Origin of the sequence: Vibrio sp. SCSIO 43135 (assembly GCF_023716665.1) — a bacterium.
In the GTDB taxonomy this organism is placed as follows: domain Bacteria; phylum Pseudomonadota; class Gammaproteobacteria; order Enterobacterales; family Vibrionaceae; genus Vibrio; species Vibrio paucivorans.
On the sequence record NZ_CP071859.1, the window covers coordinates 2,119,421 to 2,144,440 of the forward strand.

At 46.2% G+C, this 25,020-nt stretch carries 25 protein-coding genes and 1 other RNA gene; 11 read left to right on the top strand and 15 right to left on the bottom strand.

Going from position 1 to position 25,020, the window contains the following annotated elements:
• Window positions 1-159 precede the first annotated feature (159 nt).
• The 8 genes from J4N42_RS09355 to J4N42_RS09390 form a co-directional block, all read right to left on the bottom strand.
• Window positions 160-1,050 carry an AraC family transcriptional regulator gene (locus J4N42_RS09355; RefSeq protein ID WP_252027612.1) on the bottom strand — a complete coding sequence of 297 codons (891 nt, stop codon included), beginning with the start codon at window positions 1,048-1,050 and terminating at the stop codon, window positions 160-162.
• A gap of 72 nt (window positions 1,051-1,122) precedes the next feature.
• Window positions 1,123-1,854 carry a siderophore ferric iron reductase gene (locus J4N42_RS09360; RefSeq protein ID WP_252027613.1) on the bottom strand — a complete coding sequence of 244 codons (732 nt, stop codon included), beginning with the start codon at window positions 1,852-1,854 and terminating at the stop codon, window positions 1,123-1,125.
• A 125-nt stretch (window positions 1,855-1,979) separates the two neighbouring features.
• Entirely contained in the window at window positions 1,980-3,146 is a 1,167-nt protein-coding gene (locus tag J4N42_RS09365; protein ID WP_252030819.1) for a tetratricopeptide repeat protein, read from the bottom strand.
• A gap of 32 nt (window positions 3,147-3,178) precedes the next feature.
• The gene (locus J4N42_RS09370; protein WP_252027614.1) at window positions 3,179-3,799 is read right to left on the bottom strand and encodes an energy transducer TonB; all 621 of its coding nucleotides are present in this window, start codon (window positions 3,797-3,799) and stop codon (window positions 3,179-3,181) included.
• Window positions 3,799-4,203 carry an ExbD/TolR family protein gene (locus tag J4N42_RS09375; protein WP_252027615.1) on the bottom strand — a complete coding sequence of 135 codons (405 nt, stop codon included), beginning with the start codon at window positions 4,201-4,203 and terminating at the stop codon, window positions 3,799-3,801. The genes J4N42_RS09370 and J4N42_RS09375 overlap by 1 nt, the downstream gene beginning before the upstream one ends.
• Entirely contained in the window at window positions 4,200-4,766 is a 567-nt protein-coding gene (locus J4N42_RS09380; RefSeq protein ID WP_252027616.1) for a MotA/TolQ/ExbB proton channel family protein, read from the bottom strand. Before J4N42_RS09380 ends, J4N42_RS09375 begins: the two co-directional genes overlap by 4 nt.
• The gene (locus tag J4N42_RS09385; RefSeq protein ID WP_252027617.1) at window positions 4,766-6,115 is read right to left on the bottom strand and encodes a MotA/TolQ/ExbB proton channel family protein; all 1,350 of its coding nucleotides are present in this window, start codon (window positions 6,113-6,115) and stop codon (window positions 4,766-4,768) included. Before J4N42_RS09385 ends, J4N42_RS09380 begins: the two co-directional genes overlap by 1 nt.
• Window position 6,116: 1 nt before the next feature.
• Complete coding sequence (locus J4N42_RS09390; RefSeq protein WP_252027618.1) at window positions 6,117-6,884, bottom strand: DUF3450 domain-containing protein; 768 nt, start codon at window positions 6,882-6,884, stop codon at window positions 6,117-6,119.
• Between the two features lie 395 nt (window positions 6,885-7,279).
• On the opposite strand from J4N42_RS09390, the gene J4N42_RS09395 reads away from it, so the two are divergent.
• The 5 genes from J4N42_RS09395 to J4N42_RS09415 all read left to right on the top strand — a co-directional run bounded on the left by J4N42_RS09395 (window position 7,280) and on the right by J4N42_RS09415 (window position 13,994).
• Window positions 7,280-8,047 carry an ABC transporter ATP-binding protein gene (locus J4N42_RS09395; RefSeq protein ID WP_252027619.1) on the top strand — a complete coding sequence of 256 codons (768 nt, stop codon included), beginning with the start codon at window positions 7,280-7,282 and terminating at the stop codon, window positions 8,045-8,047.
• A gap of 23 nt (window positions 8,048-8,070) precedes the next feature.
• Window positions 8,071-8,961, top strand: coding sequence for an ABC transporter substrate-binding protein (locus tag J4N42_RS09400; protein WP_252027620.1), 891 nt, complete (start codon window positions 8,071-8,073; stop codon window positions 8,959-8,961).
• Window positions 8,962-9,039: 78 nt separating this feature from the next.
• Window positions 9,040-10,965: a Fe(3+)-hydroxamate ABC transporter permease FhuB gene (gene fhuB / locus J4N42_RS09405; protein WP_252030820.1), complete on the top strand. Its 1,926-nt coding sequence runs from the start codon at window positions 9,040-9,042 to the stop codon at window positions 10,963-10,965.
• 211 nt (window positions 10,966-11,176) lie between these two features.
• Window positions 11,177-13,333, top strand: a complete 2,157-nt coding sequence (locus J4N42_RS09410; protein ID WP_252030821.1) for a TonB-dependent receptor — start codon at window positions 11,177-11,179, stop codon at window positions 13,331-13,333.
• 181 nt (window positions 13,334-13,514) lie between these two features.
• Entirely contained in the window at window positions 13,515-13,994 is a 480-nt protein-coding gene (locus J4N42_RS09415; protein ID WP_252027621.1) for a peptide-methionine (S)-S-oxide reductase, read from the top strand.
• Here J4N42_RS09415 and J4N42_RS09420 read toward each other — a convergent pair.
• A complete protein-coding gene (locus J4N42_RS09420) occupies window positions 13,985-14,818 on the bottom strand; it encodes a DUF3626 domain-containing protein (RefSeq protein WP_503034766.1) in 834 nt (277 codons plus the stop codon). The two genes, J4N42_RS09415 and J4N42_RS09420, sit on opposite strands and share 10 nt — an antisense overlap.
• 77 nt (window positions 14,819-14,895) lie before the next feature.
• Window positions 14,896-15,348 carry an HPP family protein gene (locus tag J4N42_RS09425; protein WP_252027623.1) on the bottom strand — a complete coding sequence of 151 codons (453 nt, stop codon included), beginning with the start codon at window positions 15,346-15,348 and terminating at the stop codon, window positions 14,896-14,898.
• A 106-nt stretch (window positions 15,349-15,454) separates the two neighbouring features.
• Between J4N42_RS09425 and J4N42_RS09430 the strand changes: the two genes are divergently transcribed.
• A complete protein-coding gene (locus J4N42_RS09430) occupies window positions 15,455-16,030 on the top strand; it encodes a TetR/AcrR family transcriptional regulator (protein ID WP_252027624.1) in 576 nt (191 codons plus the stop codon).
• 59 nt (window positions 16,031-16,089) lie between these two features.
• A complete protein-coding gene (locus tag J4N42_RS09435; RefSeq protein ID WP_252027625.1) occupies window positions 16,090-16,827 on the top strand; it encodes an RNA methyltransferase in 738 nt (245 codons plus the stop codon).
• Between the two features lie 109 nt (window positions 16,828-16,936).
• Here the strand turns inward: J4N42_RS09435 and fdxA are convergent, their stop codons facing one another.
• Window positions 16,937-17,260, bottom strand: a complete 324-nt coding sequence (fdxA, locus tag J4N42_RS09440) for a ferredoxin FdxA (RefSeq protein ID WP_252027626.1) — start codon at window positions 17,258-17,260, stop codon at window positions 16,937-16,939.
• A 206-nt stretch (window positions 17,261-17,466) separates the two neighbouring features.
• Here fdxA and J4N42_RS09445 point away from each other — a divergent pair, with 206 nt between their 5' ends.
• Entirely contained in the window at window positions 17,467-19,080 is a 1,614-nt protein-coding gene (locus J4N42_RS09445) for an NAD(P)/FAD-dependent oxidoreductase (RefSeq protein WP_252027627.1), read from the top strand.
• Between the two features lie 116 nt (window positions 19,081-19,196).
• Entirely contained in the window at window positions 19,197-20,006 is an 810-nt protein-coding gene (locus J4N42_RS09450) for a fumarylacetoacetate hydrolase family protein (RefSeq protein WP_252027628.1), read from the top strand.
• 137 nt (window positions 20,007-20,143) lie between these two features.
• Here J4N42_RS09450 and J4N42_RS09455 read toward each other — a convergent pair whose 3' ends face one another.
• Complete coding sequence (locus tag J4N42_RS09455; RefSeq protein ID WP_252027629.1) at window positions 20,144-20,575, bottom strand: hypothetical protein; 432 nt, start codon at window positions 20,573-20,575, stop codon at window positions 20,144-20,146.
• Between the two features lie 206 nt (window positions 20,576-20,781).
• On the opposite strand from J4N42_RS09455, the gene J4N42_RS09460 reads away from it, so the two are divergent.
• Together J4N42_RS09460 and J4N42_RS09465 are read left to right on the top strand one after the other, a co-directional pair.
• A complete protein-coding gene (locus J4N42_RS09460; protein ID WP_252027630.1) occupies window positions 20,782-21,324 on the top strand; it encodes a sigma factor-like helix-turn-helix DNA-binding protein in 543 nt (180 codons plus the stop codon).
• Window positions 21,296-21,940: a DUF3379 family protein gene (locus J4N42_RS09465; protein WP_252027631.1), complete on the top strand. Its 645-nt coding sequence runs from the start codon at window positions 21,296-21,298 to the stop codon at window positions 21,938-21,940. Before J4N42_RS09460 ends, J4N42_RS09465 begins: the two co-directional genes overlap by 29 nt.
• A gap of 100 nt (window positions 21,941-22,040) precedes the next feature.
• Here J4N42_RS09465 and ahpF read toward each other — a convergent pair whose 3' ends face one another.
• The 3 genes from ahpF to ffs form a co-directional block, all read right to left on the bottom strand.
• Window positions 22,041-23,648: an alkyl hydroperoxide reductase subunit F gene (ahpF, locus tag J4N42_RS09470; protein WP_252027632.1), complete on the bottom strand. Its 1,608-nt coding sequence runs from the start codon at window positions 23,646-23,648 to the stop codon at window positions 22,041-22,043.
• A 369-nt stretch (window positions 23,649-24,017) separates the two neighbouring features.
• A complete protein-coding gene (gene ahpC, locus J4N42_RS09475; RefSeq protein ID WP_032553653.1) occupies window positions 24,018-24,575 on the bottom strand; it encodes an alkyl hydroperoxide reductase subunit C in 558 nt (185 codons plus the stop codon).
• Window positions 24,576-24,923: 348 nt separating this feature from the next.
• Window positions 24,924-25,020: signal recognition particle sRNA small type (gene ffs, locus J4N42_RS09480), an RNA gene on the bottom strand.

Sequence of the window (25,020 nt, forward strand, 5' to 3'; positions counted from 1 at the left end):
AATTGTTATCATTTGCATGCATGATATCCGAGAACGAATCGGAAAACTTAACCATTTGGTGCAACTTAACTGATTAATTTATTGATAGGGAACTTTTTCATCGGGTTAAAAGGTGAACTGAGTACGACAACGTGTACTGCAGGCTTTCTTTTATGCGCTTTAAGCATCTTTAGGTGCGACAGGTAACCAGTATTCGACACTAATTAAGCCTTGTTCAGTTTGAGGCTGGTACACTTCTATCTCACTTCCATCTAAGGCGATATAGCTTGAATGAGGAAGCCAGTGGAAAATAAACCAACTGACCGCTTCGGAAAAACGTTCAATTTCGCCCTCGTACTTCAAGACAGCATATTGACCCTCATCGATAGAGACCAAGTCTAGTGTTTCAGATAGCGGGTGTGTGACATTAGCAGCGTCCGTTCCAGCAAAGTAACTGAGTGACCCTTCCAATATATCGCTATCAAACTGAAACACGCCGACATATCGCTCAAAGGGCTGCTCATGGGTTAGCTTTTGAAAGTGTTGCCAAGCGAGTGGAACCGTTTGCAAGTAATCTGGATTGGTCGACATTAAGCCTTGTACCAGTTGGCATACTCCAACCACATCGAATCTATTTGAGTGTTCAATTTTAACTTGATAAAACACATCCCCTTGAGAGGAGGAGGGCTGTGGCGCACGGACGACTCGCTGACAAATACCCGTTCGCGTACCACGTAGCTGATATTGCTTTGGGCTTAAACCAAACTGCTTTTTGAACGCCCGACTAAAAGCAATTTCAGAGCCGAATCCACAAGCAGAAGCGATGTCTAACATGCGTTGTTGCTTGCCGAGCACAAGCTCCGCAGCATGAGAAAGTTTCTGCTCTCGCACATACTGAGCAACTTTCTTTCCTGTGTATGTCTGAAAAACTCGCTGCAACTGCCAACGAGACCAACAACTTTTCTCGGCAAGCAGTTCTAAAGAGATGGGCTGGGAGATATGCTGATCGACATAATCTAGCACTTGCTCGATTCGATTCAGTCTATGGCTTGCTGATGTCGACGCTTTCATATGTCATAACGGTGGGTGGTTAAAAAGTAAGTCCAGTGTATACCCATCCATCACTTCGATGCACCAACTGAATTACTTCTTGTTATCAGGATGACGAGGGCAATCTGCGCATAGCTTTCGCCCCTCGCATTTATACACCAAGCAACAGCTGGTTCTTACTAACTTAAGATGTCCTGTCTCGTCATCAACTCGCAAACTTGCTAACAACTTCTCGGGTAGTTGGAATGCTTTAAACCAGAGCTGCGCTTGAGCAAGAAGATAGTCGTTGGTTAACTCCGGTACAAAGTTTTGCAACTTGATGAGACAACCTAAAATACCATCGGCGATTAAGTGGTGGGTAAACCCTGGGCGAATGCGAGTCCAGCTGTCGATAGACTGGCGATAAAACGAGTAGAGCTCTTGTAAATCGCGCCCGGCCATGTCAATCAACTCTTCCTGAGAAGCAGGGGTATGTTGATGGCTTTCGAAGCTAAACCCCGCGACAAAGTTGGCATGCATTCCCTGCCCTATGCGCTTCAGTGGAGGCAGACCATGACAGGCATAGATAGAGACAAAGGCCAAATACATCGGCTGCCAGCAGAGTAAATCCCACGTTCGGGTTAACCAATAAGCCGCACCAGCTTCTGGGTTTTCCTGCTTCAAGCGTAGGTACAAGCCTTGAATATCACCAGAACAATCATTGTCGATATGAACAAGGCCAAATCCAGTCTTATCCTGTGGGCACGACGTAACTTCCCCTTCCAAGTATGGTGTGACTTGGCGCGAGTAATCAAAAAGCTGTTGGAAAAATGAGTCTGTCTGCATCGCTGTATGAACGGTTCCGGATTTGGACGCTAGAGCATAGTGCGATACAAATAATAATGCAATTGATTATCATTAATAAAAAACCAGCGCCAAGGCTGGTTTTTTATTATATGGATTAGCTTGGGTTACACTTTGCTACTCGAAGAAGCTTCACGTAACTGTGTTAGAAACTTCACCCAGCTTTGAGCTTCATTCGACGGGTTAATTTCGTTGACTCGTTTTGCATGAACCAGCGCTGTTTCAATATCATTAAGCTTGTACAGCGCTCGTACCCTAGCCAGTTCAACATCGGCTTTACGCGACTTATCAGTCACTTTATCCAACGAAGCTAGGGCAGCTTTATATTGACCCTCTTGGCTTTGTAGCAGGGCCAGGTTCCAGTAGTACTTTTCATCCAACTTCGCCGCGAGTTTCCAAGTGCCAATCGCTTCTTGCCACTCTTTCGCCATTTGCCAATATGTCGCCTGCTCTGCTAGGAGCTTCGATTCTTGGCTGAGCTTTTCAAGTGTCGCCATCGTCTGCGCAGCGCGCACCGGAATCCCACGCTGTGCGTACAACTGAGCTTTTAGGTGAATGTCTTGCTGAGACAGTTCAATGCCTTGCAGGGTTGCGAGGGCTAGTGTGTCTAACGCCGCTTTACTTTGCTCTAATCTCAGGTGTAACCCGGCTAATTGACGCCACCAATTGACCTTATTCGGCTCCAGTACAATCAGCCGTTCAAGAGTAGGGATCGCGCCTTTCCACTGCTTGAGCTGCATCTGGGCACCCAGTTTTAGCGAGAGTGGCGTGACTTCATCTGGATGACCAAATTTATCGTATTTAGCGATGCCGTTAAGCACCTCACGATACTGTTCAATTTGGTATTGGGCCTGCGCAATACGAAGCCACAGCTGGTCTTCTTTTTGGCTGTCAGGTACCGCTTTAACCAAATCATAGTAATACGGTAAAGCTTGTGAGAACTCCTGCTCGTTGAGCAACAGATCTGCCAACATTTTTTTGGTTGTCCAAGCTTGCTCATCTTCAAGCAAGTCGCTCTCCACAGCTTGGCGAATATGTTTGATTGCTAGCAAAGTATCATCGGATTGCCAATAGAAAACCCCAAGCATACGGTCGACGTACGCCTTATCGTATGCACCATTCGCATCGATAGCGTTGAGGGTTTCAATCGCCTCGGCATACTTTTCTTCCTGCGCTAATGTGTTTGCTTTTTGCACCCGAACCGCAGTGTACTGCGTTAGTTGAGCGCCAACAGTAACCGGTGTCCAAGAGAGTGACGCCACCAATACAAGCATGGTGAAAGCGACCGTTGTGTATTTGCGTATCATCATTTTGCTAGTTTGAACTCCAGCTTAACGCTCTGATTGAGCTGAGCAATGGCCTTACCATCAATCACTTTTGGCTGATATTTCCACTTTTGCAACGCTCGAATGGCTTCTCGTTCGAATACGCGTCGTGGATTAGCTTCCACCACTTCGATATCCGTCGGGCGACCTGTTGAGTCAATCGTAAACTTCATGATCACATACCCTTCCATGGAGCGTTTAAGTGCTTTGGCAGGATAACGGGGCTCAACACGATATAACGGCATTGCTTGCTGATTAACACCAAAGTCAGAGAAAGTCGGCGCATTGATCGCCAGTCCATCAATAGCGGTATCTAAACCAAGTGATGGTACGGATTGCATCGAAGTGACTTGATTCACTTCTGCCTTCGCTTGGCTAACTTGAGCTTCCGGTGGAATTTCTGGTGGCTCTGGTTGATCTGGCACGCTGCGCTGACGGCGTTGCAATTCCTGCTCGTTTTCCACCATCACCATATTAAAGCTCACCGCTTCACTTTGCTTAGGTGCGCCTTTATGACCATTATCGACCATCCATGCCATAAAGCTGAATAGCCCTACAGAAAGTATCAGCGCCAGCGGAATAGCAACCCAGATACGCCCCATTATTGTTTCTCCGCGGCCAGTGCGATGTTTTTCACTCCTGCTCCCTTGGCAGCATCCATCACCTTCACAACCGTACCGTTATACGCATGTTCATCAGCTTGAATCACGAGAGAGGCATCAGGCTTATCCAGTAACAGATGTTCGAGAGTGGCTTGAACACGTTCCGCATCGACCACACGTTTATCAATGTAGATATCGTTTGCCGACGTAATTGCTACGAAGATCCCAGCATCTTTCTGGCTGGCAACATTTGAAGCCTGAGGGCGGTTGACCTCTACTCCAGATTCACGAACAAATGAACTGGTCACGATGAAGAAGATCAGCATGATGAAAACAATATCGAGCATCGACGTTAGATCGATTTGTGCTTCTTCAGATTTATTGTGGCGTCGACCGAGTCTCATCGTTGACTCCTTAAAGATTTTTCTAACTTGAGTTCAAGTAAATTGCATTTCTTGGCAAGACGAGAGTGTACAAACATCCCAGCTAAGGCTGCGACCATACCGGCCATCGTTGGCAGGGTCGCCAACGAAATCCCTGAAGCCATTAGCTTAGGGCTGCTGCTACCTTGGTTTGCCATGACATCAAAAACAGAGATCATACCCGTCACGGTGCCAAGCAAACCTAACATAGGGCATATTGCCACCAGCACCTTGATGAAATTGAGATTCTGGCGAAGCGCCATATGCGCTTGACTAACCCAACTGTCACGAATCGCACGGGCGTGCCAAGAAGCATGGTCTTGCCTTTGTTGCCAAGCTTCAATCCACTCCGAGCGCTGCTTAGGGAAATAGAATGCGATGTACAATACTCTCTCAATGACAAGACACCAGAACACCGCGACGACAGCCGCCAGCCACCATAGTACTTGACCACCTTGCTGCATGAACTGCTGCAAACTCAAGTACCAATGGCTAGACAACAATCCGCTGCTTTCTAGCAATGAGATTGAAATGAGATCGTTCATTACGCTGGCGTTCCTACAGGCTCAAGATTGGTTTTTTCCGCTTGCTCTGCCACTAGGCCGATGCCTTGTTTTTCCAGAATATTACGAATATTTTCAGACTGAGTGCTCAGAATGTTATGCGCTAGAAGTAGTGGCATCGCTGAAACAAGACCAAGCACGGTAGTCACGAGTGCCATCGAAATGCCGCCCGCCATAACTTTAGGGTCACCGTTACCAAACTGCGTGATCACTTGGAAGGTTTCGATCATACCCGTTACAGTACCAAGTAGGCCTAACATCGGGGCCAATGCTGCAAGAAGCTTCAGCATTGATAAACCTTTTTCTAACGCCGCTTGTTCGTCAACTACCGCTTCCAACAAGCGCAGCTCAAGCGCTTCTACGCTTCTGTTTTGCTCTTTGCTGTATACGGCAAGTACACGGCCAAGTGGGTTATCTCCTGGATTTTCCGGCTGTTTCAGCTGCGCCGCGATCTTACGACGAGCGTTTGCCAGTGATACTCCACGAACTAACGCAATCACAAGGCCAACCACCAATAAGCCTAAGATAATCTTACCCACTACACCGCCTGCTTGTAGCCTGTCTGATAGGCTTGGCGTATGAGCCAGTTGCTCGAGCATAATGCCGCGAGATGGGTCTAGTACCACGTTCGACATGTCACCAGATAGCACACTCGCAAGAGAGGAAAGTGTTGGCCCTTGCTCTGGCTGTTTGCGGTATTCAACCGCGTCGCCACGTTTGCCATTCCACTCAATGTAGCCGTTGTCTGTCACCAGTCCTAAAGCGCCAATGCGCACGGCTTCCACTTGTTGTTTCTGCCCCTCACCATTGATGAGAGTCACATTCTCTTTTTTCACTTCACCACTGGCGTTAATTTGTTCTAGCAAACTCTGCCAAAAACCGGTTAGCTGCGGCATTGAAGGTAATGACTTAGCCGCAACGATATCATCGACAACAGCAGAGTGAGTGTTCTCGCTAACCCCAGTTACCGAGAAATGAAGCTCCGACTGAAGCTCTTTCGCATTTTGGCGCACAACACCAAACAACTCGCCCAAGCTCCCGGTTTCTAAGCGCAGTTGCTCTTCTAGTCGGGCTAGAGTGTTTTCATTTTCACCGAACGTTTTGGCTAGCGCGTCCGTTTCGTTCTGTAATTGATCACGCTTGGCCGTCAACTCTGCTTTCAGTGCGTTAAGCTCTTTCTCCGTGAGGTTGAACTCAGCGCGTCTTTGTTTCTCAACTTGTTGCTGTTGCTGCCTGTCGGTAGAAGCTTTTTGCGCCAATTCGTCGGTCGCATGAGTCGCGAAAGACGCAAGAGAACACAGTAAAACAGTGCTTAAAATACGAGCTTTCATGTTATTTCGCCTCCGCAACAGTCAAAGATACAGGTAGTTGAATTAAGCTTGGAGCAACTTGCTTGGCAGCAATCGCATACGCTTTATCAAGTTCCGCTTTATTTGATGAATCAACCGTTACCCAAGATTGAGACTTCTCGTCCCAAGACCAGTATTTGTTACCCGCTAAATTACGCGCAATTAAGCTCACGCGGCCTAAATACAACACATCGGCTTCAATGCGTTCAGTACCAGACATTTCGATACTGCCGCGGTAAAGGCCAAGCTTAGTTCCGTAATCTAGCTCTATTTGGTAAGCCTCTAGAATACGACGGTATTTTTCAGCATCGCTCACATCCGCTCTTGGCATCATGGCTTCTAGCTTCTCGATGCGAGTGACTCGCTGTTCAAAACGAAGGGGCTTGTCGTTTTCCACCAATGTTTTTAGACCATCGATCATGTTATACATCAGAGGCACTACCCCCTGACGAGTGTATTTGATTTGGTCGATCTGCTGATCAATGCTGGTAATTTCTTTCTGTTGGCTATCAACCAGAGACTTAAGGTGATCGCGGTATACTTCCAGATTCTTAAGCTCTTCTCGCAGCTGTTCAATCTCGGCTTTGTGTGCCATCGCAGCTTCTGCGCTGCGGTCGATTTTGACTTGGCTGCTTGCCGATTCAGCGTGGCTTTTACTTTGAATAGACTGTGCGCTATCTAAGCCAGAAGCGAGTGCCGTGGCAGAGCAAACAGTGAGGAATAAGGTGAAGCTAGATTTCATTATGTTCATGGCGATACTTACTTTAGAAGCGATCCCGAAGAAAGACAGTGTTGTCGTGTTTTCAAATACCTTATTGATAAACACTCTCATTATCAATAGGGCGGCGATTGTATCGGCTTTTATTTTTAAATACCAATCGATATTTCAAACGTATTGTTCACCAACCATAATCACAAATAAAGTAAGGGTATTAACTCTTTTCACAATATCACTTGGTAACGAATAAGGATTTTATCATCTACCGTACGCTACCCACAGCTATCCTGACGCCCAATTCATAGCTTTGATAAATACAAACTCTATCAAATACGCCAAGACTAATGATTATGAAAATCGTTATCATTAATAATATTTTATGGTAAAGTCAGCGCCTGATAATAACCCTATGCATAATGCGTTCACTCATGTACCAACTCGTCGATGCCTCTTTTGATATTGAAGGCAAAACCATTCTTCAGCCTACTTCCCTTACTTTTCAAAAAGGACAGGTAACGACATTACTCGGTCATAACGGTTGTGGTAAATCGACTTTGGTAAAGTTACTCAGCAGGCAAAACTCACCCAGTCACGGCAAAGTATTGTTCGAAGGAAAGGCTGTTTCTGAGTTTTCGCACCAAGATTTTGCACTAAACGTCGCTTATCTCCCTCAGCACCCACCTATCACCGACGGCGTGACCGTCCGAGAGTTAGTGTGCTTTGGCCGTTACCCTTGGAAAGGCGCTTTTGGCCGATACAGCAAACACGACTACCAGTTGGTCGATGACGCCATCGAAAAAGTAGGCCTTACGCCGTTTAAAGATAGATTTGTAGCAACGCTGTCGGGTGGTGAGCGTCAACGAGCATGGGTAGCGATGCTACTTGCCCAGCAAAGTAAGTGTATTTTATTGGATGAGCCCACCTCAGCATTAGATGTGGCTCACCAATACGAATTGCTGGCACTAATTAGAGAGCTCAATCAAAGCTTAGGGCTAACCGTCATCATGGTGCTGCACGATGTGAACATGGCTGCGAAGTTCAGTGATGAGCTTATCGCCCTGCATTCAGGGAAAGTCATCGCATCAGGCTCACCAGAATCAATGATGACACCACAAACATTACAACAGATCTACGGAATGGAACTGGCACTCTTTCCTCACCCAGAAACAGGCAAACCTATCAGTTACATCCCTTAACTGTCCGGTAGTAGGAACTCAGAATGAAATTCATAACGCTTTTATTTGCTGCACTGATTGCTTTCAACGCGAGCGCAATTGAGATTGAACACGAAATGGGAACGGCACATTTCGACGCCACGCCTAGCAAAGTCGTGACCCTAGACTGGGCACTGACAGAAACCGTACTTAGCCTTGGCATTGAGCCTTATGGTGTCGCCGATGTCCCAGGCTACGATACTTGGGTTTCTCAACCAAAACTGAGCCCTGGTACTATCGACGTGGGTTCTCGCCGTGAACCCAACCTAGAACTGCTTACTGACCTCAAGCCAGATGTTATTTTGATCAGCCAACACATGGCACCTGCTATCGAGCAACTGCAAAAGATCGCCCCAGTTCTTGTTTTCACAGTCTACAGCGATAAAAAAGCGCCACTTGAGTCGGCAGAACATATTACTACTCAACTAGGTGCTTTATTTGGAAAGCAGCAACAGGCGAAAAATGTCATTGACGCGACTCATAAACGTTTAGCAGACAATGGTGATGCGATTCGTGAGCAGATGGATGAAGATAAGCCTCTGATGTTTATTCGTTTCATTAACGACAAAACGCTAAGAATTCATAGCGACGGTTCTTTAGCACAATCAACCATCGCGCTTATGGGTTTAGAAAACTCTTGGCATGAACAGACTAACCAATGGGGCTTTACGACGGCTGGGATCGAAAAACTAGCAGAGCATCAGAAAACCAACCTGATGATCTTTGGCCCACTCAATGACACTGAACGCCAGCAGCTGATCAGCTCACCACTTTGGCAAGCGATGGAGTTCACTCGTACCGATTCCGTTTATGAACTGCCAGCGATTTGGACCTTTGGCGGATTACTGTCAGCACAACGGTTTAGTGACCACATCACGCGTCAGTTATTGAACTAATCAATGAACACAACCACATGCCAAGATAGCGAGTTACCCGTTACATTCAGCCGCAAGCTACTTATAGTTGCGGCGATAATGGTCGCTATTGTTATTGCGTTACTCGAAATTACCGCCCCTTATTCTCAAGGTATTCAATTGCTGTGGGATACGGTATTTCACTACGACCAAACTAATTACCAGCACCTGATCACTCATTTAACTTATCTACCCCGTTTGGTTGTCGCGATATTGTGTGGTTTTGCACTTGCGATTGCTGGGTGCGTGATGCAGTTTGTGTTGCGTAACCCTATTGCCTCTCCTACTACGCTGGGCGTTGCGGCAGGTGCAGAACTTGGCATGATATTAGGTACCTTGCTAATCCCTGCCAGTATGGGGATCGGGGGATTCATTCCAGCTTTCATCGGTGGCTGCTTAGCAACCTTTCTCGTCTTCTCATTGAGTGCTAAACGTGGCTATTCGCCGGTACATATGGTTTTAGCTGGCATGGTCGTTAGCCTATTCTTTGGCTCCCTCAATACGATGCTGCTACTGCTGAACGAGCAGCAGCTCACCAGTTTATTCGTGTGGGGGGCTGGTACTCTAAACCAAAATGACTGGTCGAGTACCCAAATGCTTATCCCATTGGTGTTCATTCCTACTGCGTTACTGCTCGCACTGCAACGCCCTCTGTCAGCCCTTCAGTTTGGCGATGGCGTTGCGACATCTCTTGGCGTAAATATTAAACAGATTAAGCTCGCCTGTTTATCACTGGCAATCTTTGTTACTGCAGCGGTTGTCAGCGAAGTTGGGTTAATTGGTTTTGTTGGTATCGTTGCCCCTGCGCTTGCTCGAATGTTAGGTGCTCGAACTCTTTCGCGTCAGATTTTACTTAGTGGTGTTATTGGTTCAACCATGCTGCTTTTGGTTGATCTGGTGATTCAGCCTTTCTCTGGTGTGGGAGGAGAAATGCTACCAACTGGAGCGATGACTGCACTGATTGGCGCTCCATTCTTACTATGGCTATTGCAACGCAAATCTTTGCAATCAGATTTGCGCTCACGTGACGAAGTGGTTGAGCAGTATCAACATCGTCGACTTATCCCTGTACTCAGCATATTAACCATTGTGGTGTTCATCGTGGCGATGATTGCGCTATTTATTGGTAAAAATCAGTTTGGTTGGAGTTACGCCATCACGCAATCATTGTTTGAATTGCGGGCACCAAGAGTCGCCGTGGCTTTACTTGCAGGAATTGGGCTAGCGTTTGCGGGCACCATTATTCAACGAGTATCCAATAACCCTATGGCAAGCCCAGAGATTCTCGGTATCAGTTCTGGCGCAGCCTTAGCCTTGGTCCTTGGCACCGTGCTTGGTATGTCACTTGAGCGACATGAACAAATGCTGTGGGGAACGATAGGAGCATTATCTGTTACCGCTGTCGTTTGGTTGATGGGACGAAAACACAACTTTGCACCCACTCAAACCTTGTTAACAGGTATTGCACTCAGTGCTGGCTTAGATGCCCTACTGCGCGTTGCCATGACGTCTGGACAAGATAATGTGAAGTCTTTGTTGACTTGGTTATCCGGCTCAACGTATTTGGTTTCTAGCCAAGATATTTGGTTGCTGCTCTTTGGCGTCGTTATCATTGGTGCGGTGTCTCTGACCTCACATCGCTGGATTGAATTGATCGGGATCGGTGAAGTCAGCGCCAACAGTGTGGGTGTCGACTGCCGAAAAGTGCGCTTGGTATTACTCATTTTGGTCGCGGCGATGACAACCCTCTGCACGATTGTGATTGGCCCGCTAAGCTTTATCGGCTTATTGGCTCCGCATATGGCCAGATCTTTGCACCAATATCGGGCTCTACCGCAAATGATAACAGCAGCACTGATCGGCGGCGCCGTGATGGTAATGGCCGATTGGATTGGGCGCGTCGTCTGGTTCCCATGGCAGTTCCCTGCTGGGCTACTTGCTTCCCTAATCGGCGGTGGCTACTTCTTGTATTTGATGAGACGTTAGGTGAGTTCAGTCTATTTCAATAGCTAAATCGGCTCTCATCTAATTGATAATAATAATATTTATAAACGGATAATTCACAACACTAAAACATCCAACTCTACTTTTTCTAATATTCCATCAATTTCTCTAAAATTAGTTGATCATATTAATGCAACTAATTATCATTCCGGTTCTTATTTTCAATACTAACAACGTCAACCCGAGAAAGATGATGAAACCTACAATAAGGAAATTCCCCCTTTCGTCTGTTGCTGTCGCAGTGGCCCTTGCAGCAACAACTTCGATCACCGCCCAAGCTGAAGAAACCACAACGACTCAAGAGAAAATGGTTGTTGTGGCTAGCCAAACACCTAAAGCGATCAGTGAGATCCCAGGTACAGTTTGGTACATCGATTCAGAAGCAATCCAGCAAGAATACCGCGCTGGCAAGAACCTTGATGAGATCCTAGCAGCAACTGTACCGTCACTCGACATTGCAAGCGGTGGTCGTACTAATGCGGGGCAAAATCTACGTGGCCGTGGTATTACAGTGATGATCGACGGTGTGTCACTACAATCGATCCGCGATATCAGCCGCCAGCTTGATGCAATTGACCCATTCAACATCGAACGCATCGAAGTGCTTTCAGGTGCAAGCTCTATCTACGGTGCAGGTGCAGCTGGCGGTGTAATTAACATCATTACCAAGAAAGCAGACAGCAACGAAGTTGCATTTGAAACATACGTAAGTGGTACTTCTGGCTTTAACGGTAGCGAAGATGGCGACTTTAAAATCGCTCAGTCTATCTCAGGCGGCAATGAAAAAGTCAGCGGTCGTGCAGCGGTTGCCTACACCACAACCCAAGCTTTCTACGATTCAAATGGCGACATGGTCACTCCGGACATGAGCCAAGGTTCTTACCAATTCAATGACACGATTGATCTACTTGGTACATTGCAGTTCAACATTAGCGACGAACAGCGCTTGAACCTCCTTGCTCAATATTACGACAGCCAACAAGACTCTCCTTATGGTCTGTACTTCGAAAAGAACGAAGATGGCTTCTATGACTTTGTTGACGTAAGAGATGGCTACCACTCTGATAGACAGCAAGGTACCGAGCGCATGATGCTGAGTGCGGCATACTCTCACGATAACGTGCTTAACCAACAATTTATCGCTGAGCTATCTTACCGAACAGAGGATCACACCTACACGCCTTACATTGGTATCTACAGCAACGGCGAACCATATAAAGACGAACTGAGCCTGAGTTCTTCTCGTCAAAAGACTGAGATCATCAGTGCAAAAGCGCTTCTACACAAATCCTTTGATTCTGTGAATCTTACTTACGGTGTTGATGGCTACATTGATAAGTTCACCAGTGATCAAGCAATTTACGATTCGCAAACGTCTAGCGAATCAGGCGGTCTAATCAACAACATTTCTCACTACGATGGTCGTTACCCTGGCATTGATTCCTCGGCACTTGCTGGTTTCATCCAAGCCGAGTACGCCATTACTGAAGCGTTATCGTTACAAGGTGGCTACCGTTACCAATACATCAATACTGAAGTAAAAGATTTCCAAAAGAATGCGGAGTCTGATTTTTACGAAGGTGGCGATGTCGATTATTCAGTTAACCTATTTAACCTTGGTGCGATTTACAAACTGACTTCAAACTCGCAAACATGGGTGAACTTCTCACAAGGTTACGATCTAGCGAACCCGGCGAAGTACTATGGTAAGAATGATTCTAACGGCAACCCTGTCGACGTAAATAGCTCAAAACTTGATGGTATTAAGACCAACAGTTACGAACTCGGTTATCGTATCGAAGGCGCGGATGTGTCATTCCAAACAGCCGCTTACTACTCGTACTCAGACGGTTCAATCTTGTATGACTACGATAACGACCACACAATCTCTGACGTTGCAGAGTCAACACGAGTATACGGCTTAGAAGCGTTAGTGGATTACTGGGCAACAGATCGACTAAGCCTAGGTGCGTCTGGTCACTACGTTGTGTCTGAGATCGAAGCCGATGACGGTTGGAAAGAGATGAACGCTGAAGATGCAAGTACATCGAAAGCGAATCTTTGGGTTGGCTGGACAGAAACTGACTACAACGTGAAGCTTCAAAGCTCAACAGCATTTGACTACGAAGATGCCGATGGCGATAGCCTAAATGGTTACACAGTGGTTGACCTAATGAGTACATACCACTTACCAGTTGGCTCTCTTGGCTTTAGCATTCGTAACCTATTTAACGAAGAGTACGACACAATGCTAAGCCAGCGTGCGAAGTACTGGTATGGCGACAACGCAATGTTTGACTACAACGGCCGTGGCCGCACGTTCACATTGAACTACCAAGTTAAGTACTAATACGAAACTTCGTAAACCAACACCATAACGACAAAGCCGCTGATTACTCAGCGGCTTTTGATTCTCTCAAGCACAAAGACACCATCACTTCTCACCTACTAGCACTTTCCCCTCTTGTTTGTTCTAATACCTTCGCCTTCATTCAGAGGCTAGCTAAGTTAAAACGATATTGGGGAACATCATGGAAAGCATCTATTTTGCCGGCGGCTGCTTATGGGGCGTACAGGAGTTTATTCGCCACCTTCCTGGTGTTATCTCTACTGAAGTTGGCCGAGCTAATGGGACAACCGATAGCACCACCAGCGATTACGATGGCTACGCTGAATGTGTGCTCACTCAATTTGACCCGAATGTCATCACAGTAGAAGTGTTGATGGGATATTTCTTTGAGATCATCGACCCATATAGTGTGAATAAGCAAGGAGAAGATGTTGGCCTGAAATACCGCACCGGTGTTTACAGCACGCAGGCTAATCACTTAGAACAAGCTCGACAGTTTATAGAGTCACGAGAAGACGCTGCTCGAATCGCAGTCGAAGTACTGCCACTAACCAATTACGTGAAAAGCGATGAAGAGCACCAAGACAGGCTTACTCGCTTTCCGGATGACTACTGCCACATCCCGCTCGATCTGCTGCATAAATACAAGAATCAGCCTTGATAGCCAAACCTTGCCAGATAGTGCCAGACTTTCTTCACATCTTGTTGGTCGAACCCATTCTGGTTTACTGCTTCTCCCAATAAATAAGGAGTCAGCCAACCGTCTTTGGCAATGTCTTTTGCCACCTCTACAATCTGTTTTCCGCGGTATTCTGGGTTCTGCTCGACCACTTTAACGGCTATTCGATAGCCGGCATGCCAGCGAACAGGTAGTTCCATCCTTTGAGAAATATCTTCGACCTCACTACCTTGAAATGACGGGTCCAATACCAGTTCTTTTACATCTTCAGTCAAAGAAAGTTGGCCATGAACATGCGCCTCTATGTAATTATCGAGAGCATCGCTGTTGCTGGAGTGTGCCAGTTCAATCAAAGGAGTTAAATATTCATTGGCAGCAAAATGCTCCGGTTCGAAAAAGCTGTCTGGATAACAGTAGCTCGTTCTTTTTAAGGTGTGTGGTTGCAACACAAAATACGAAGAGCCAAATCTAGGCGATGCTCCGGTTTCCAATGCCAGATAATTGAGCGCGCCATATTTCGGTCTAAGCACGTCAGGAGCATGGTCGTAAGCACCATCAAATACTCGCTGCTCCCATAACCAGCGGTCACCACCTTGGTAAGCCGTTAATCCACCATTGCTCGTCCCCGTTTCAAACTGAGATTTCAACCTGCCATCATTTGCGATCGCTGCCAGTAATGGCTCTCCCTGTAGGGTCAACCTATCAGGGTGAAAGTTTATGGTGACTTGGTGCAGAGAAGGTTGTGGTATTCCAGACGACTTAGCCGTCATAGTTGCGATGACAGCATTGCAGATATCGGTTTCCAACGTCACTGAGCATTTCCAAAAGTTCGACACTTAGTGACTGTATCGAACCTCAGCTCTGTTGCCTAGCACTCTATGAGCTAAGCGTATTTCCGCTGCCACGACTGCATTGCTTTGCCGACTAACACAATGGTGATCGTTCCAATCAATACAGGGGTAATCAAAAAGCTCCAACCAAGTAACTGACTCGACATCATGATGAACAGCGGGTTTGCGCCTGCAGGTGGATGTGTTGTGTCGGTCAACAGCATAGCCGATACTCCGATTCCAGTCGCAATAGCTGAGGTCGCAGGGTTAACACCAATAAAATGAACAAAGGCCAACCCTACTGCCGCAGTGATCAAATGACCGAAAATGACATTTTTCGGCTGCGCAAGCGGGCTATTCGGCAAGCCAAACACAATCACTGTCGACGCACCAAATGGAGCCATGACTAGGATAAAGTCGGAATAAGATTGGTTAGAAAACGTTAGGATTCCAATTGCGATTGCCGCACCGATTCCAGCCACTACAGAAGTGGAAAGTTTATTCATGACATGCTCCAAATTTATTTCAAAAATAGTAGACAACTCTGTCTCCCTTTTTTTAGGGTAGACAAATCGGTCTCCTTTTGTCAACATACAAAAAACGGAGAGATATATGAGTAAAAAACGTCAGCTTCTGATCGATACTGCACTTGAACTGTTCTACACGCAGGGCATTAACTCGATTGGCATTAATGAAGTGCTCAAAGTGTCTGGCGTGGCCAAAAAGACCTTATACAGCCACTTCGAAAGTAAAGATGCCTTGATACTGGCGGCACTAGAACAGCGACATTCGGTCTTTATCCAATGGCTTGAGAGCAAACTCGCAGACGCCCCCGACGACGAATCACTAATCAGGCAGTTATTTGGCGCACTTGATGAGTGGTTTCATGGCGAGTCAAAAGAACTGGGGGCCTTTCGAGGCTGCTTTTTCATCAACACCTCCGCTGAATTTAGCCAGCAGAGCCCTGAGATATTGGGCCAATGTCAACTGCACAAACAGCAAGTAAAAGCGTTGCTGGATGACCGATTACAGTGCCCTTCGCCTCTGCTATTGGATACCCTCTGTACCCTTAAAGAAGGGGCAATTTCAAGTGCCCATGTTTCTCATGATCGCGATGCGGCGAAGCGCTGTATTGAGCCGCTACTTGTTTTGCTCTCAAGTGTAAACGCGCCAGCCAGTGAAGCTTAACAGGTTGTGTCCTCCTTGCTTTGGCTTATAATGAGCGCGATTTATTTGAGACCTCGACAATGATTTCTAAAAACCAGCTAAAACTCCTTCGTGCTCTCGGGCAAAAGAAACAGCGTAAAGCCCTAGGCCAATTTCTCGTTCAAGGTGAAAAGAACGTCTTAGAGCTTCTTGAAAGCCCGCTAATCACTAAGCAAATCTTCGCGACGTCGGAGTTTTTGGCGCAGCACGGTAAAGAGCTACAAGGGTTTGACTGTATAGAGGCCTCGCTAGATGAACTCACTAAGGCAAGCACTCTCAAAAGCAATAATGCCGCCATCGCGGTGGTGGAAATGCCTGTAGTTCAAGAGCCAAAAGCACAAGGTTTGATGATCGCTCTTGATGGTGTTTCCGACCCGGGCAACTTGGGTACTATCATCCGCCTAGCGGATTGGTATGGAATCGAGCACATTGTCGCAAGCAGCGATTGCGCCGACCCTTACAACCCAAAAACAATCAGCGCTACGATGGGCAGTTTTGGTCGCGTTACGGTGACCCAGTTGGATTTACCTCGCTATTTGGAACAAACCGATTTACCAATATATGGCGCGTTCCTTGAAGGTGAAAGTGTTCATCACACCGAGTTTTCTGCACAAGGTATTTTACTGATGGGTAGCGAGTCTCACGGCGTGCGTGAAGAAGCGTCCAAGTTTGTCACCGACAAAATCACCATACCGGCGTTCGGTGGCGCGGAATCCCTCAATGTTGCAATGGCAACGGGCATTATTTTGGATAACCTACGCCGACAGCACAGCGCCTAATAAAGAAGTTACTCTATTTAAACAACGAAAAAGGGTTGGCGCTAAACGCCAACCCTTTTTTAATCATTTGTAGCTCGATGCTGCTTTGCAGTTTGAATGCAAGTCGTAACTACTTTTCCAGCATGTCCAATTTATCTGGCACACCATTCCACTTTTCAGCTTCATCCATCGCTGGCTTCACTTCTGTTTGTACCGGCCACACTTCGGCGAGTTCAGCATTCAATTCAATGTAGATTGTTTGATCTTCTGGTACTTCATCTTCTTGGAAGATCGCATTCGCATCACATTCATCGACACACAGACCACAATCGATACATTCGATTGGGTTAATCACCATAAAGTTAGGGCCTTCATGAAAGGCATCGGCAGGACATACCGCAACACAGTCCGTGTATTTACATTGGATACAGTTATCGGTTACGACAAACGCCATGATGATCCGCTCTATAAGTTAGTCAAAATCGAAGAATGGGGATAATACTCATCCCAAGCCAAAATTCAACCGCTTGAATCGGGATAATTCCCTACAGCCCGTTAATTAGTATGACAGACTATCGAATTTTTCGTAAAATGCGCGCCATTGTGAGCTGACTCTTACCCAAGAGTTTCGGCTAAGACACCTACTACGAGACATCAATAATGATACGTTTAACTGAAATTAAGCTGCCTCTTGATCACGAAGAGAGTGCGCTAACCGACGCGATTGCGAAAAAACTGGGGATCTCCAGCGAGCAAATCATCTCTTTCAACATGTTTAGACGTGGCTATGATGCGCGTAAAAAAGCCAGCATCCTGCTTATCTATACTCTTGATGTCATCGTAGAAAACGAAGCACAACTGCTTGAGCAATTTGCCAACGACCCACACGTAAAACAAACACCAGACATGGAATATAAGTTTGTTGCTCACGCTCCAGAAAATCAAACAGAGCGCCCTGTGGTTATCGGTTTTGGCCCATGTGGCTTGTTTGCGGCGTTGATTCTTGCTCAAAGCGGCTTCAAACCTATTGTTGTCGAACGTGGTAAAGAAGTGCGTGAACGCACTAAAGACACCTTTGGTTTCTGGCGTAAGCGTACACTGAACACGGAATCTAACGTGCAGTTCGGTGAAGGTGGCGCAGGTACTTTCTCTGACGGAAAACTCTACAGCCAAGTAAAAGATCCAAACTTCTATGGCCGCAAAGTCATTACCGAGTTTGTTGCAGCAGGCGCACCAGAAGAAATTCTCTACGTAAGTAAGCCGCACATTGGTACCTTTAAACTGGTGACCATGATTGAAAAAATGCGCGCTAAAATTATCGAGTTAGGCGGTGACATTCGCTTTAGCACTCGTGTCGACGACATTCATATGGAAGATGGTCAAATCACAGGCTTGACGCTATCAAACGGCGAAGAGATCAAGTCTCGTCACGTGGTACTCGCAGTTGGCCATAGTGCCCGTGATACCTTTGAAATGCTGCACGAGCGCGGTGTTTACATGGAAGCGAAGCCGTTTTCTGTGGGATTCCGTATCGAGCATAAGCAATCAATGATCGACGAGGCTCGTTTTGGACCGAATGCAGGCAACCCGATTCTAGGCGCTGCAGACTACAAATTGGTTCACCACTGTAAAAATGGCCGCACCGTATACAGCTTCTGTATGTGCCCGGGTGGTACTGTGGTTGCCGCCACCTCTGAAGAAGGCCGCGTTGTCACTAACGGGATGAGCCAATACTCTCGTGCTGAGCGAAATGCAAACAGTGCGATTGTGGTAGGTATCGACCCAGAACGTGATTACCCTGGTGACCCACTGGCTGGTATTCGTTTCCAACGTGAGCTTGAGTCAGGTGCTTACGTACTTGGTGGTGAAAACTACGATGCGCCAGCGCAGAAGATTGGTGACTTCCTGAAAGGTCGCGATCCAAGCCAAATTGGCGACGTTGAGCCTTCATTCACTCCGGGCATTAAGCTGACTGATATTTCTAAAGCGCTACCAGCATTTGCAATTGAAGCCATTCGTGAGGCAATTCCTGCATTCGATAAGAAAATCAAAGGCTTTGCATCGGACGATGGCTTGTTAACGGGTGTTGAAACTCGTACTTCTTCTCCGGTTTGTATTAAGCGTGGCAAGGATTTCCAGAGCATCAACCTAAAAGGGTTCTTCCCTGCTGGTGAAGGTGCGGGTTATGCCGGAGGCATCCTGTCTGCGGGTATTGATGGCATTAAGGCTGCTGAAGCAGTCGCTCGCTCTATGGTTGAGCAAGCCAACAAGTAATCGCTTACGATTAATCCAAACAGAAAATAAGCGGGGTAAAATTTATCCCGCTTTTTTATTCTCATTTTCTTCCATACTGAGTTAAACACGCTACCCACTGAATAGGTACTTCAATAATGAAATGGCTACTTGCACTGCTCGCTCTCAGCGCGACTTCATTCTATGCGTTAGCAGATACCACCCACTACATCCGTTACTCTCATTTAGGAAAAGTCAGTTACGGTAAGTTGGTTAACGACACCATCTATCCACTCGAAGGCGACGTATTTACCAACTCTGCCCTGTCTAGTCGCACTTTAACGCTTAGCCAAGTAGAGGTATTGCTGCCCACCCAGCCAGAAAAAGTGTTCGCGGTAGGTATGAATTTCGCGAGCCACATGTCTTCGCCTTCCGATCAAGCGCCGCCACTGTTTCTCAAATTGCCTTCATCACTTATTCTGTCCGGCAGCCCGATCAACGTTCCTCAAGGTGCAAGCAACGTACATTTCGAGGGTGAGTTAGTTATCGTCATCGGGAAAACTGTCCGCAATATCCCAGAAAGTGAAGCAGAAAGTGCCATATTTGGCGTAACGGTAGGTAACGACATTACCGAGAGAAACTGGCAAGGCTCAGATTTGCAATGGATGAGAGCAAAAGCCGCCGATGGCTTTGGGCCTATCGGCAAAACCATTGTTCGCGGTGTCGATTACAATAATGTGCTACTAACCACTCGCTTAAATGGAAAAGTCGTACAGCAAGAAAACACGCGTAATATGATTCATTCTCCAGCGAAAGTGGTCAGCTACTTAAGTCAGTATTTTACTCTTAAACCTGGTGACCTGATCTTTATGGGGACACCGGGTCGCACTCAAGCGCTAAAAGATAAAGATGTTGTCTCTGTAAGCATTGATGGTATCGGAGAAGTCAGTAACCAAGTTCGTTTTTAACTGGCTCTTACAAACAGCCGGGACTTTAGTAAGCACTCATCCTAATATAATTCAGCACATGGCGACCTTTTATTTGGTCGCCATGTGTTTAAATGGGCTTAAATAAAAAATTTTGTTTCCCGATAAATATTTCTTATTTAGCGAGCAGAGCTTACTGGCACCAATTTATTTTTCGAACCAAGAGTAAAAGTGTCGTAATCTCTTAAAACATACAAAGCAAAACACGCTGCTAACATTGGCCATGCGGCAAAGAAAAGCAAGTTATTGAACGGATCCATGTACTTTCCAAACGAAGACAGCGTCGAAACCGCATGCAAACCAAGGATCGCACCGTAAGTCCACTTCTTCCATAGGCCTGCAACAAAAGCACCCAGAAATAGCATTTGCAACACGCCAAGCCCCATCATTGCGCCGGTCGATAGCGACAAGCCGTAAAACCCTTGCATTACCTTAACCGCGTGTTCTGGAACAATAATCTTGTCCAATCCCCACATGAGAAACACAACAAATATCGACACTCTGAGTAAAAGCAAACTGACTGAAATGTTGCTTGCGAGTTTTTTGTCCATTAGTAATCCTTATTATTTTGTTACAGATATAATCTGGAAGCCATTTATTAAAAATGTAATGTTGCCCACCTCGCGAATATCTAACCGCGCAGTAACACAACCGAAGAAGATGACCTTTCAACGAAAATAAACATTTCACGAAATACGCATCAGGTTGTAAGCAAATATTAAATTCTCTAATCAATTGGTACGGACAAAATAGGTTTATGACCCAATCACTGCTCACTCGCTTCCAGCAACAGTGGCCAATAGGTAAGAAAAAGCGCTACCAGTCGCTGGTAAACCGCTACTCTGCCGAGTTATACCAATATGCATTCTGGCTGACTCTCAATCAGCAAGACGCACAAGACATGGTTCAAGAAACCTATGTACGCTGCTGGCACCAGATTGGAAGCTTCCAAAATCCTTGTGCCAAGAAACAAAAACACACTTTGTTCGCTTTATTGCGACACCAAAGCTTTTATCACTTTGAGACTCGCTGTAGCACCACCTCTACCCCAGAATTTGCTTTAGGATGTAATCCACAACACGCCAACCTGATAGGGATACAATCATCTGTAGCGCAACTGCCACTGGTTTATCGTGAGCCGTTAGTATTGCAAAGCATGCAAAAATTCAGCACTAAAGAAATCTCAGTGCTATTGAATATGAGCGAATCATCCATTAACAACAGAATTTTGGAAGCTAAACAAAGGTTAATTACGCAAGGGGAGAAAGGTCATGAGCACCGAGAAACCCAATGCTCCTAATGTTGCCAGCTTTATAGAGTATAAACGACGCAGCGACAGCTTTGAGAATGAGCTGTTTCAAGCGCTACGAGTGGATGTTCCGAACAATTTGGCTACCAACCTTAAAGACATCCCTAATCGGGTGCCAGAGAGAACCCGCCGACCGGCCATTATTGGCAGCATGGTGGCAGGTTTATCTTGTTTGTTATTGGTGGGAAGTTTGCTGTTCAATTCGACACCGACGGCGCATGCCGATAACCTAATCGACACCGCCTACAACCATATGATGACTCAAAAGAACTTCACAGACACAATATCGAATGAAGTAGAGATAGGCGAAGTAAACAACAAATTAGAACCATTTGGCGTTAAAATCGAAGAACTTCCATGGAAAGTTCGCTATGTAAATCACTGCTATTTTAAATCAAAAGCAGTATTTCAGATGATCACTTTGCTCGATTCAGGTCAACGAGTCAGTATTTACTTGATCCCAAACGCAGCTTCCAAAGGAAAGGCAGACAACGCGGACAAAGGCGTAGAGATTAACTTGGAATCAGGAGCTGCAGTGGTTGCTGTCAGTGAGAGTCGAGAGCTATCAAAACAAGTTCTTAAAGAGTTTAGCGGTAACATCAGCTAGCTTTTACTCATCAAATTAAAAAAGCCACTTCTAGTCTCCTAGAAGTGGCTGCTGTTCCCGATATCGTTTAACCCGATACCTATCAACTAATCAGAGTCAGTTACGCTGTTTCTGTCTCTTTCATAACGTCAGACTTATCTTCAAAAGAATTGCGAATCAGGTAATCAAATGCACCCAAGCTTGCTTTCGCACCTTCGCCCATCGCGATGATGATCTGCTTGTAAGGTACCGTCGTCACATCACCAGCTGCAAATACACCACTCATGGATGTCGCACCATGCGCATCAATTTCAATCTCGCCACGAGGTGACAGCTCCACTTTGGTGCCTTTCAGCCATTCACTGTTTGGCATCAAACCAATCTGTACGAAGATACCCGCCAATTCGATTTGCTTCAGCTCGTCAGTATTGCGATCTTTGTACTCTAGACCCGTTACTCTACTGCCATCACCTAGCACTTGTGTCGTTTGTGCCATCTTAATGATTTCGATGTTAGGCGTTGCGTTGGCTTTGTCGATGAGTACTTGGTCGGCGCGAAGCGTATCCGCAAATTCAAGAACGGTGACATGCTCAACGATACCGGCAAGATCGATCGCCGCTTCAATCCCTGAGTTACCACCACCGATAACCGCTGTTTTCTTACCTTTGAATAGCGGGCCGTCACAGTGTGGGCAGTACGCTACGCCTTTATTACGGTATTCTTGCTCGCCTGGAACATTCATTTCGCGCCAGCGTGCACCTGTGCTAGTGATAACAGTGCGTGAACGTAATACCGCGCCACTTTCTAACTCAACGTGAATGTAGCCATCCTCGGTATCTTGAGCATCGACGATGTTTGCAGCACGTTGCTCTGTCATCACTTCAACACCGTATTCTTTTACATGTTCTTCAAGGCTTGCAACCAGCTTAGGGCCTGTTGTTGCTTTCACTGAGATGAAGTTTTCAATCGCCATAGTATCCATTACTTGACCGCCAAAACGATCAGCAACTACACCGGTACGAATGCCTTTACGTGCCGCATAGATTGCAGCTGACGAACCAGCCGGGCCACCGCCAACAACCAATACATCAAACGGTGCTTGCTCGTTTAGGCTGGCTGCTTTCTTCTCTGCTGCACCACTGTCCACTTTGTTTAGGATCTCAGCCAGAGACATGCGGCCTTGACCAAAAAGCGCACCGTTAATAAATACGCTCGGTACCGCCATGATGTCGCGTGATTTCACTTCATCTTGGAACGCTGCACCATCAATCATGGTCGTTTTAATTAGCGGGTTGATTGCCGACATCATATTGAACGCCTGAACTACCTCTGGACAGTTTTGGCACGAAAGAGAAATAAAGATTTCAACATTCAGTTCTTTATCAAGCTGTTTGATCTGCTCGATAACATCTGCTTCAAGTTTAATTGGATGGCCACCGCTGTGAAGCAGCGCTAGAACCAAAGAAGTAAACTCATGACCCATTGGCAAACCAGCAAAACCAATCGCAGTACCTTTTGCCTCGTTCACCACTTGCATAATCGGCTTGCGAGAGCTCGCGCTATCATCGCGCGTCACATCAATCTTGTCGGTCAGTGACGCGATGTCATTCGCTAGAGCTTCAAGTTTTGTTGCTGTTTCACTGCTATCTAGGCTCAGTACCAGCTGAACATTTGTTTTTAAGTTTTCTAAGTACGCTTTTAGCTGCTGCTTCATTGCTTGGTCTAACATAATCGTGCCCTTTCCCAATTCTTGTCTTCATTCTTTGTGTTGCGCTCTTTTGCGCTGATGGAGTTAGTTTGCCCTGCTCACTAACATAGGTAAATTCGAACGTTTCTATCACTTTGGTAGGCAAAACCTATTATAAAAGTGCATGAAATTATTCTCTTTTCGGCTCAAGAGTTACTCGCAGCTTCCTACTTAGAGAACCTACTTAATAGCTCTCGATAGTGATTTACAACGCGAGTCACTTGCATCGTTGGTGGACAGCCCCTGATGTGAAAAAGCCACATCGGTAATGATGTGGCTTGAAAGCTAAGGCGGCACACCTCGCCCTTTAGGAGCGCGGACAAGGTATGCCTTTTTAATCGGAGTAATCCGTTAGATTTTACCTACTAGGTCTAGAGATGGCGCTAGAGTCTCTTCACCTTCTTTCCATTTAGCAGGGCAAACTTCACCTGGGTTGTTTGCTACGTACTGTGCTGCTTTCACTTTACGTAGTAGGTCTTCTGCATCACGGCCAATGCCTTCTGCAGTGATTTCCATTGCTTGGATAACACCTTCTGGGTCGATTAGGAACGTTGCACGGTCTGCAAGGCCTTGACCTTCACGCATTACGTTGAAGTTGTTAGTGATAGTGCCCGTTTGGTCGCCTACCATGAAGTATTCAATAGTACCGATTTTGTCTGAAGTGTCGTGCCACGCTTTGTGTGAGAAGTGAGTGTCTGTTGATACTGAGTAAACTTCTACACCGCGAGATTGAAGCTCAGCGTATTTTTCTTGTAGGTCTACAAGTTCAGTAGGGCATACGAAAGTAAAGTCTGCTGGGTAGAAGAAAAATACTGCCCATTTACCTTTTACATCTTGCTCTGTGATTTCTACGAACTCGCCGTTTTTGAATGCCGTTGCGTTGAATGGTTTGATTTCTGTGTTGATCATGATTCTACTCTCTTTCATTTTTGTCATGTTTGACGCTCTGCTGCGTCGATGGAGATATATTGCCTCTCCCAGAGAGAATTAGAAAATTGGACGTTTCTATTAAATTGATAGCCAAAAGCTATTTGTAAGCCACCAACTTGATAGGTAATTCAAATCAACAGTCAATTTAATAGCCGGAAGATAATTGAATGACAGAGTGAACTGCTTGGCACTATAGAGCGATGTTCCTGAACATCGATATAGTAAAACTGACTGCTGAGGTCTGCTAATAATGAGCAATAAGACGGGATTTTGAAAAGCTTCAGATAGCAAAACGCCGCTAATAAAAGCGGCGTCTTAAATGGGCGGAGACCCCAGCCACATCCCGGCACACAAGTCACACGCTGCGGCTGCTTCCTTCCGGACCTGACCGAGTTCACGAGCTATTGTTGCGGGAGGACCAGGG

What these genes read in the sequence shown, in the direction of transcription:
- J4N42_RS09355 (WP_252027612.1), bottom strand. Translation starts at nt 1,050, where the DNA reads ATGAAAGCGTCGACATCAGCAAGCCATAGACTGAATCGAATCGAGCAA.
- J4N42_RS09360 (WP_252027613.1), bottom strand. Translation starts at nt 1,854, where the DNA reads ATGCAGACAGACTCATTTTTCCAACAGCTTTTTGATTACTCGCGCCAA.
- J4N42_RS09365 (WP_252030819.1), bottom strand. Translation starts at nt 3,146, where the DNA reads ATGCTTGTATTGGTGGCGTCACTCTCTTGGACACCGGTTACTGTTGGC.
- J4N42_RS09370 (WP_252027614.1), bottom strand. Translation starts at nt 3,799, where the DNA reads ATGGGGCGTATCTGGGTTGCTATTCCGCTGGCGCTGATACTTTCTGTA.
- J4N42_RS09375 (WP_252027615.1), bottom strand. Translation starts at nt 4,203, where the DNA reads ATGAGACTCGGTCGACGCCACAATAAATCTGAAGAAGCACAAATCGAT.
- J4N42_RS09380 (WP_252027616.1), bottom strand. Translation starts at nt 4,766, where the DNA reads ATGAACGATCTCATTTCAATCTCATTGCTAGAAAGCAGCGGATTGTTG.
- J4N42_RS09385 (WP_252027617.1), bottom strand. Translation starts at nt 6,115, where the DNA reads ATGAAAGCTCGTATTTTAAGCACTGTTTTACTGTGTTCTCTTGCGTCT.
- J4N42_RS09390 (WP_252027618.1), bottom strand. Translation starts at nt 6,884, where the DNA reads ATGAACATAATGAAATCTAGCTTCACCTTATTCCTCACTGTTTGCTCT.
- J4N42_RS09395 (WP_252027619.1), top strand. Translation starts at nt 7,280, where the DNA reads ATGTACCAACTCGTCGATGCCTCTTTTGATATTGAAGGCAAAACCATT.
- J4N42_RS09400 (WP_252027620.1), top strand. Translation starts at nt 8,071, where the DNA reads ATGAAATTCATAACGCTTTTATTTGCTGCACTGATTGCTTTCAACGCG.
- fhuB (WP_252030820.1), top strand. Translation starts at nt 9,040, where the DNA reads ATGGTCGCTATTGTTATTGCGTTACTCGAAATTACCGCCCCTTATTCT.
- J4N42_RS09410 (WP_252030821.1), top strand. Translation starts at nt 11,177, where the DNA reads ATGAAACCTACAATAAGGAAATTCCCCCTTTCGTCTGTTGCTGTCGCA.
- J4N42_RS09415 (WP_252027621.1), top strand. Translation starts at nt 13,515, where the DNA reads ATGGAAAGCATCTATTTTGCCGGCGGCTGCTTATGGGGCGTACAGGAG.
- J4N42_RS09425 (WP_252027623.1), bottom strand. Translation starts at nt 15,348, where the DNA reads ATGAATAAACTTTCCACTTCTGTAGTGGCTGGAATCGGTGCGGCAATC.
- J4N42_RS09430 (WP_252027624.1), top strand. Translation starts at nt 15,455, where the DNA reads ATGAGTAAAAAACGTCAGCTTCTGATCGATACTGCACTTGAACTGTTC.
- J4N42_RS09435 (WP_252027625.1), top strand. Translation starts at nt 16,090, where the DNA reads ATGATTTCTAAAAACCAGCTAAAACTCCTTCGTGCTCTCGGGCAAAAG.
- fdxA (WP_252027626.1), bottom strand. Translation starts at nt 17,260, where the DNA reads ATGGCGTTTGTCGTAACCGATAACTGTATCCAATGTAAATACACGGAC.
- J4N42_RS09445 (WP_252027627.1), top strand. Translation starts at nt 17,467, where the DNA reads ATGATACGTTTAACTGAAATTAAGCTGCCTCTTGATCACGAAGAGAGT.
- J4N42_RS09450 (WP_252027628.1), top strand. Translation starts at nt 19,197, where the DNA reads ATGAAATGGCTACTTGCACTGCTCGCTCTCAGCGCGACTTCATTCTAT.
- J4N42_RS09455 (WP_252027629.1), bottom strand. Translation starts at nt 20,575, where the DNA reads ATGGACAAAAAACTCGCAAGCAACATTTCAGTCAGTTTGCTTTTACTC.
- J4N42_RS09460 (WP_252027630.1), top strand. Translation starts at nt 20,782, where the DNA reads ATGACCCAATCACTGCTCACTCGCTTCCAGCAACAGTGGCCAATAGGT.
- J4N42_RS09465 (WP_252027631.1), top strand. Translation starts at nt 21,296, where the DNA reads ATGAGCACCGAGAAACCCAATGCTCCTAATGTTGCCAGCTTTATAGAG.
- ahpF (WP_252027632.1), bottom strand. Translation starts at nt 23,648, where the DNA reads ATGTTAGACCAAGCAATGAAGCAGCAGCTAAAAGCGTACTTAGAAAAC.
- ahpC (WP_032553653.1), bottom strand. Translation starts at nt 24,575, where the DNA reads ATGATCAACACAGAAATCAAACCATTCAACGCAACGGCATTCAAAAAC.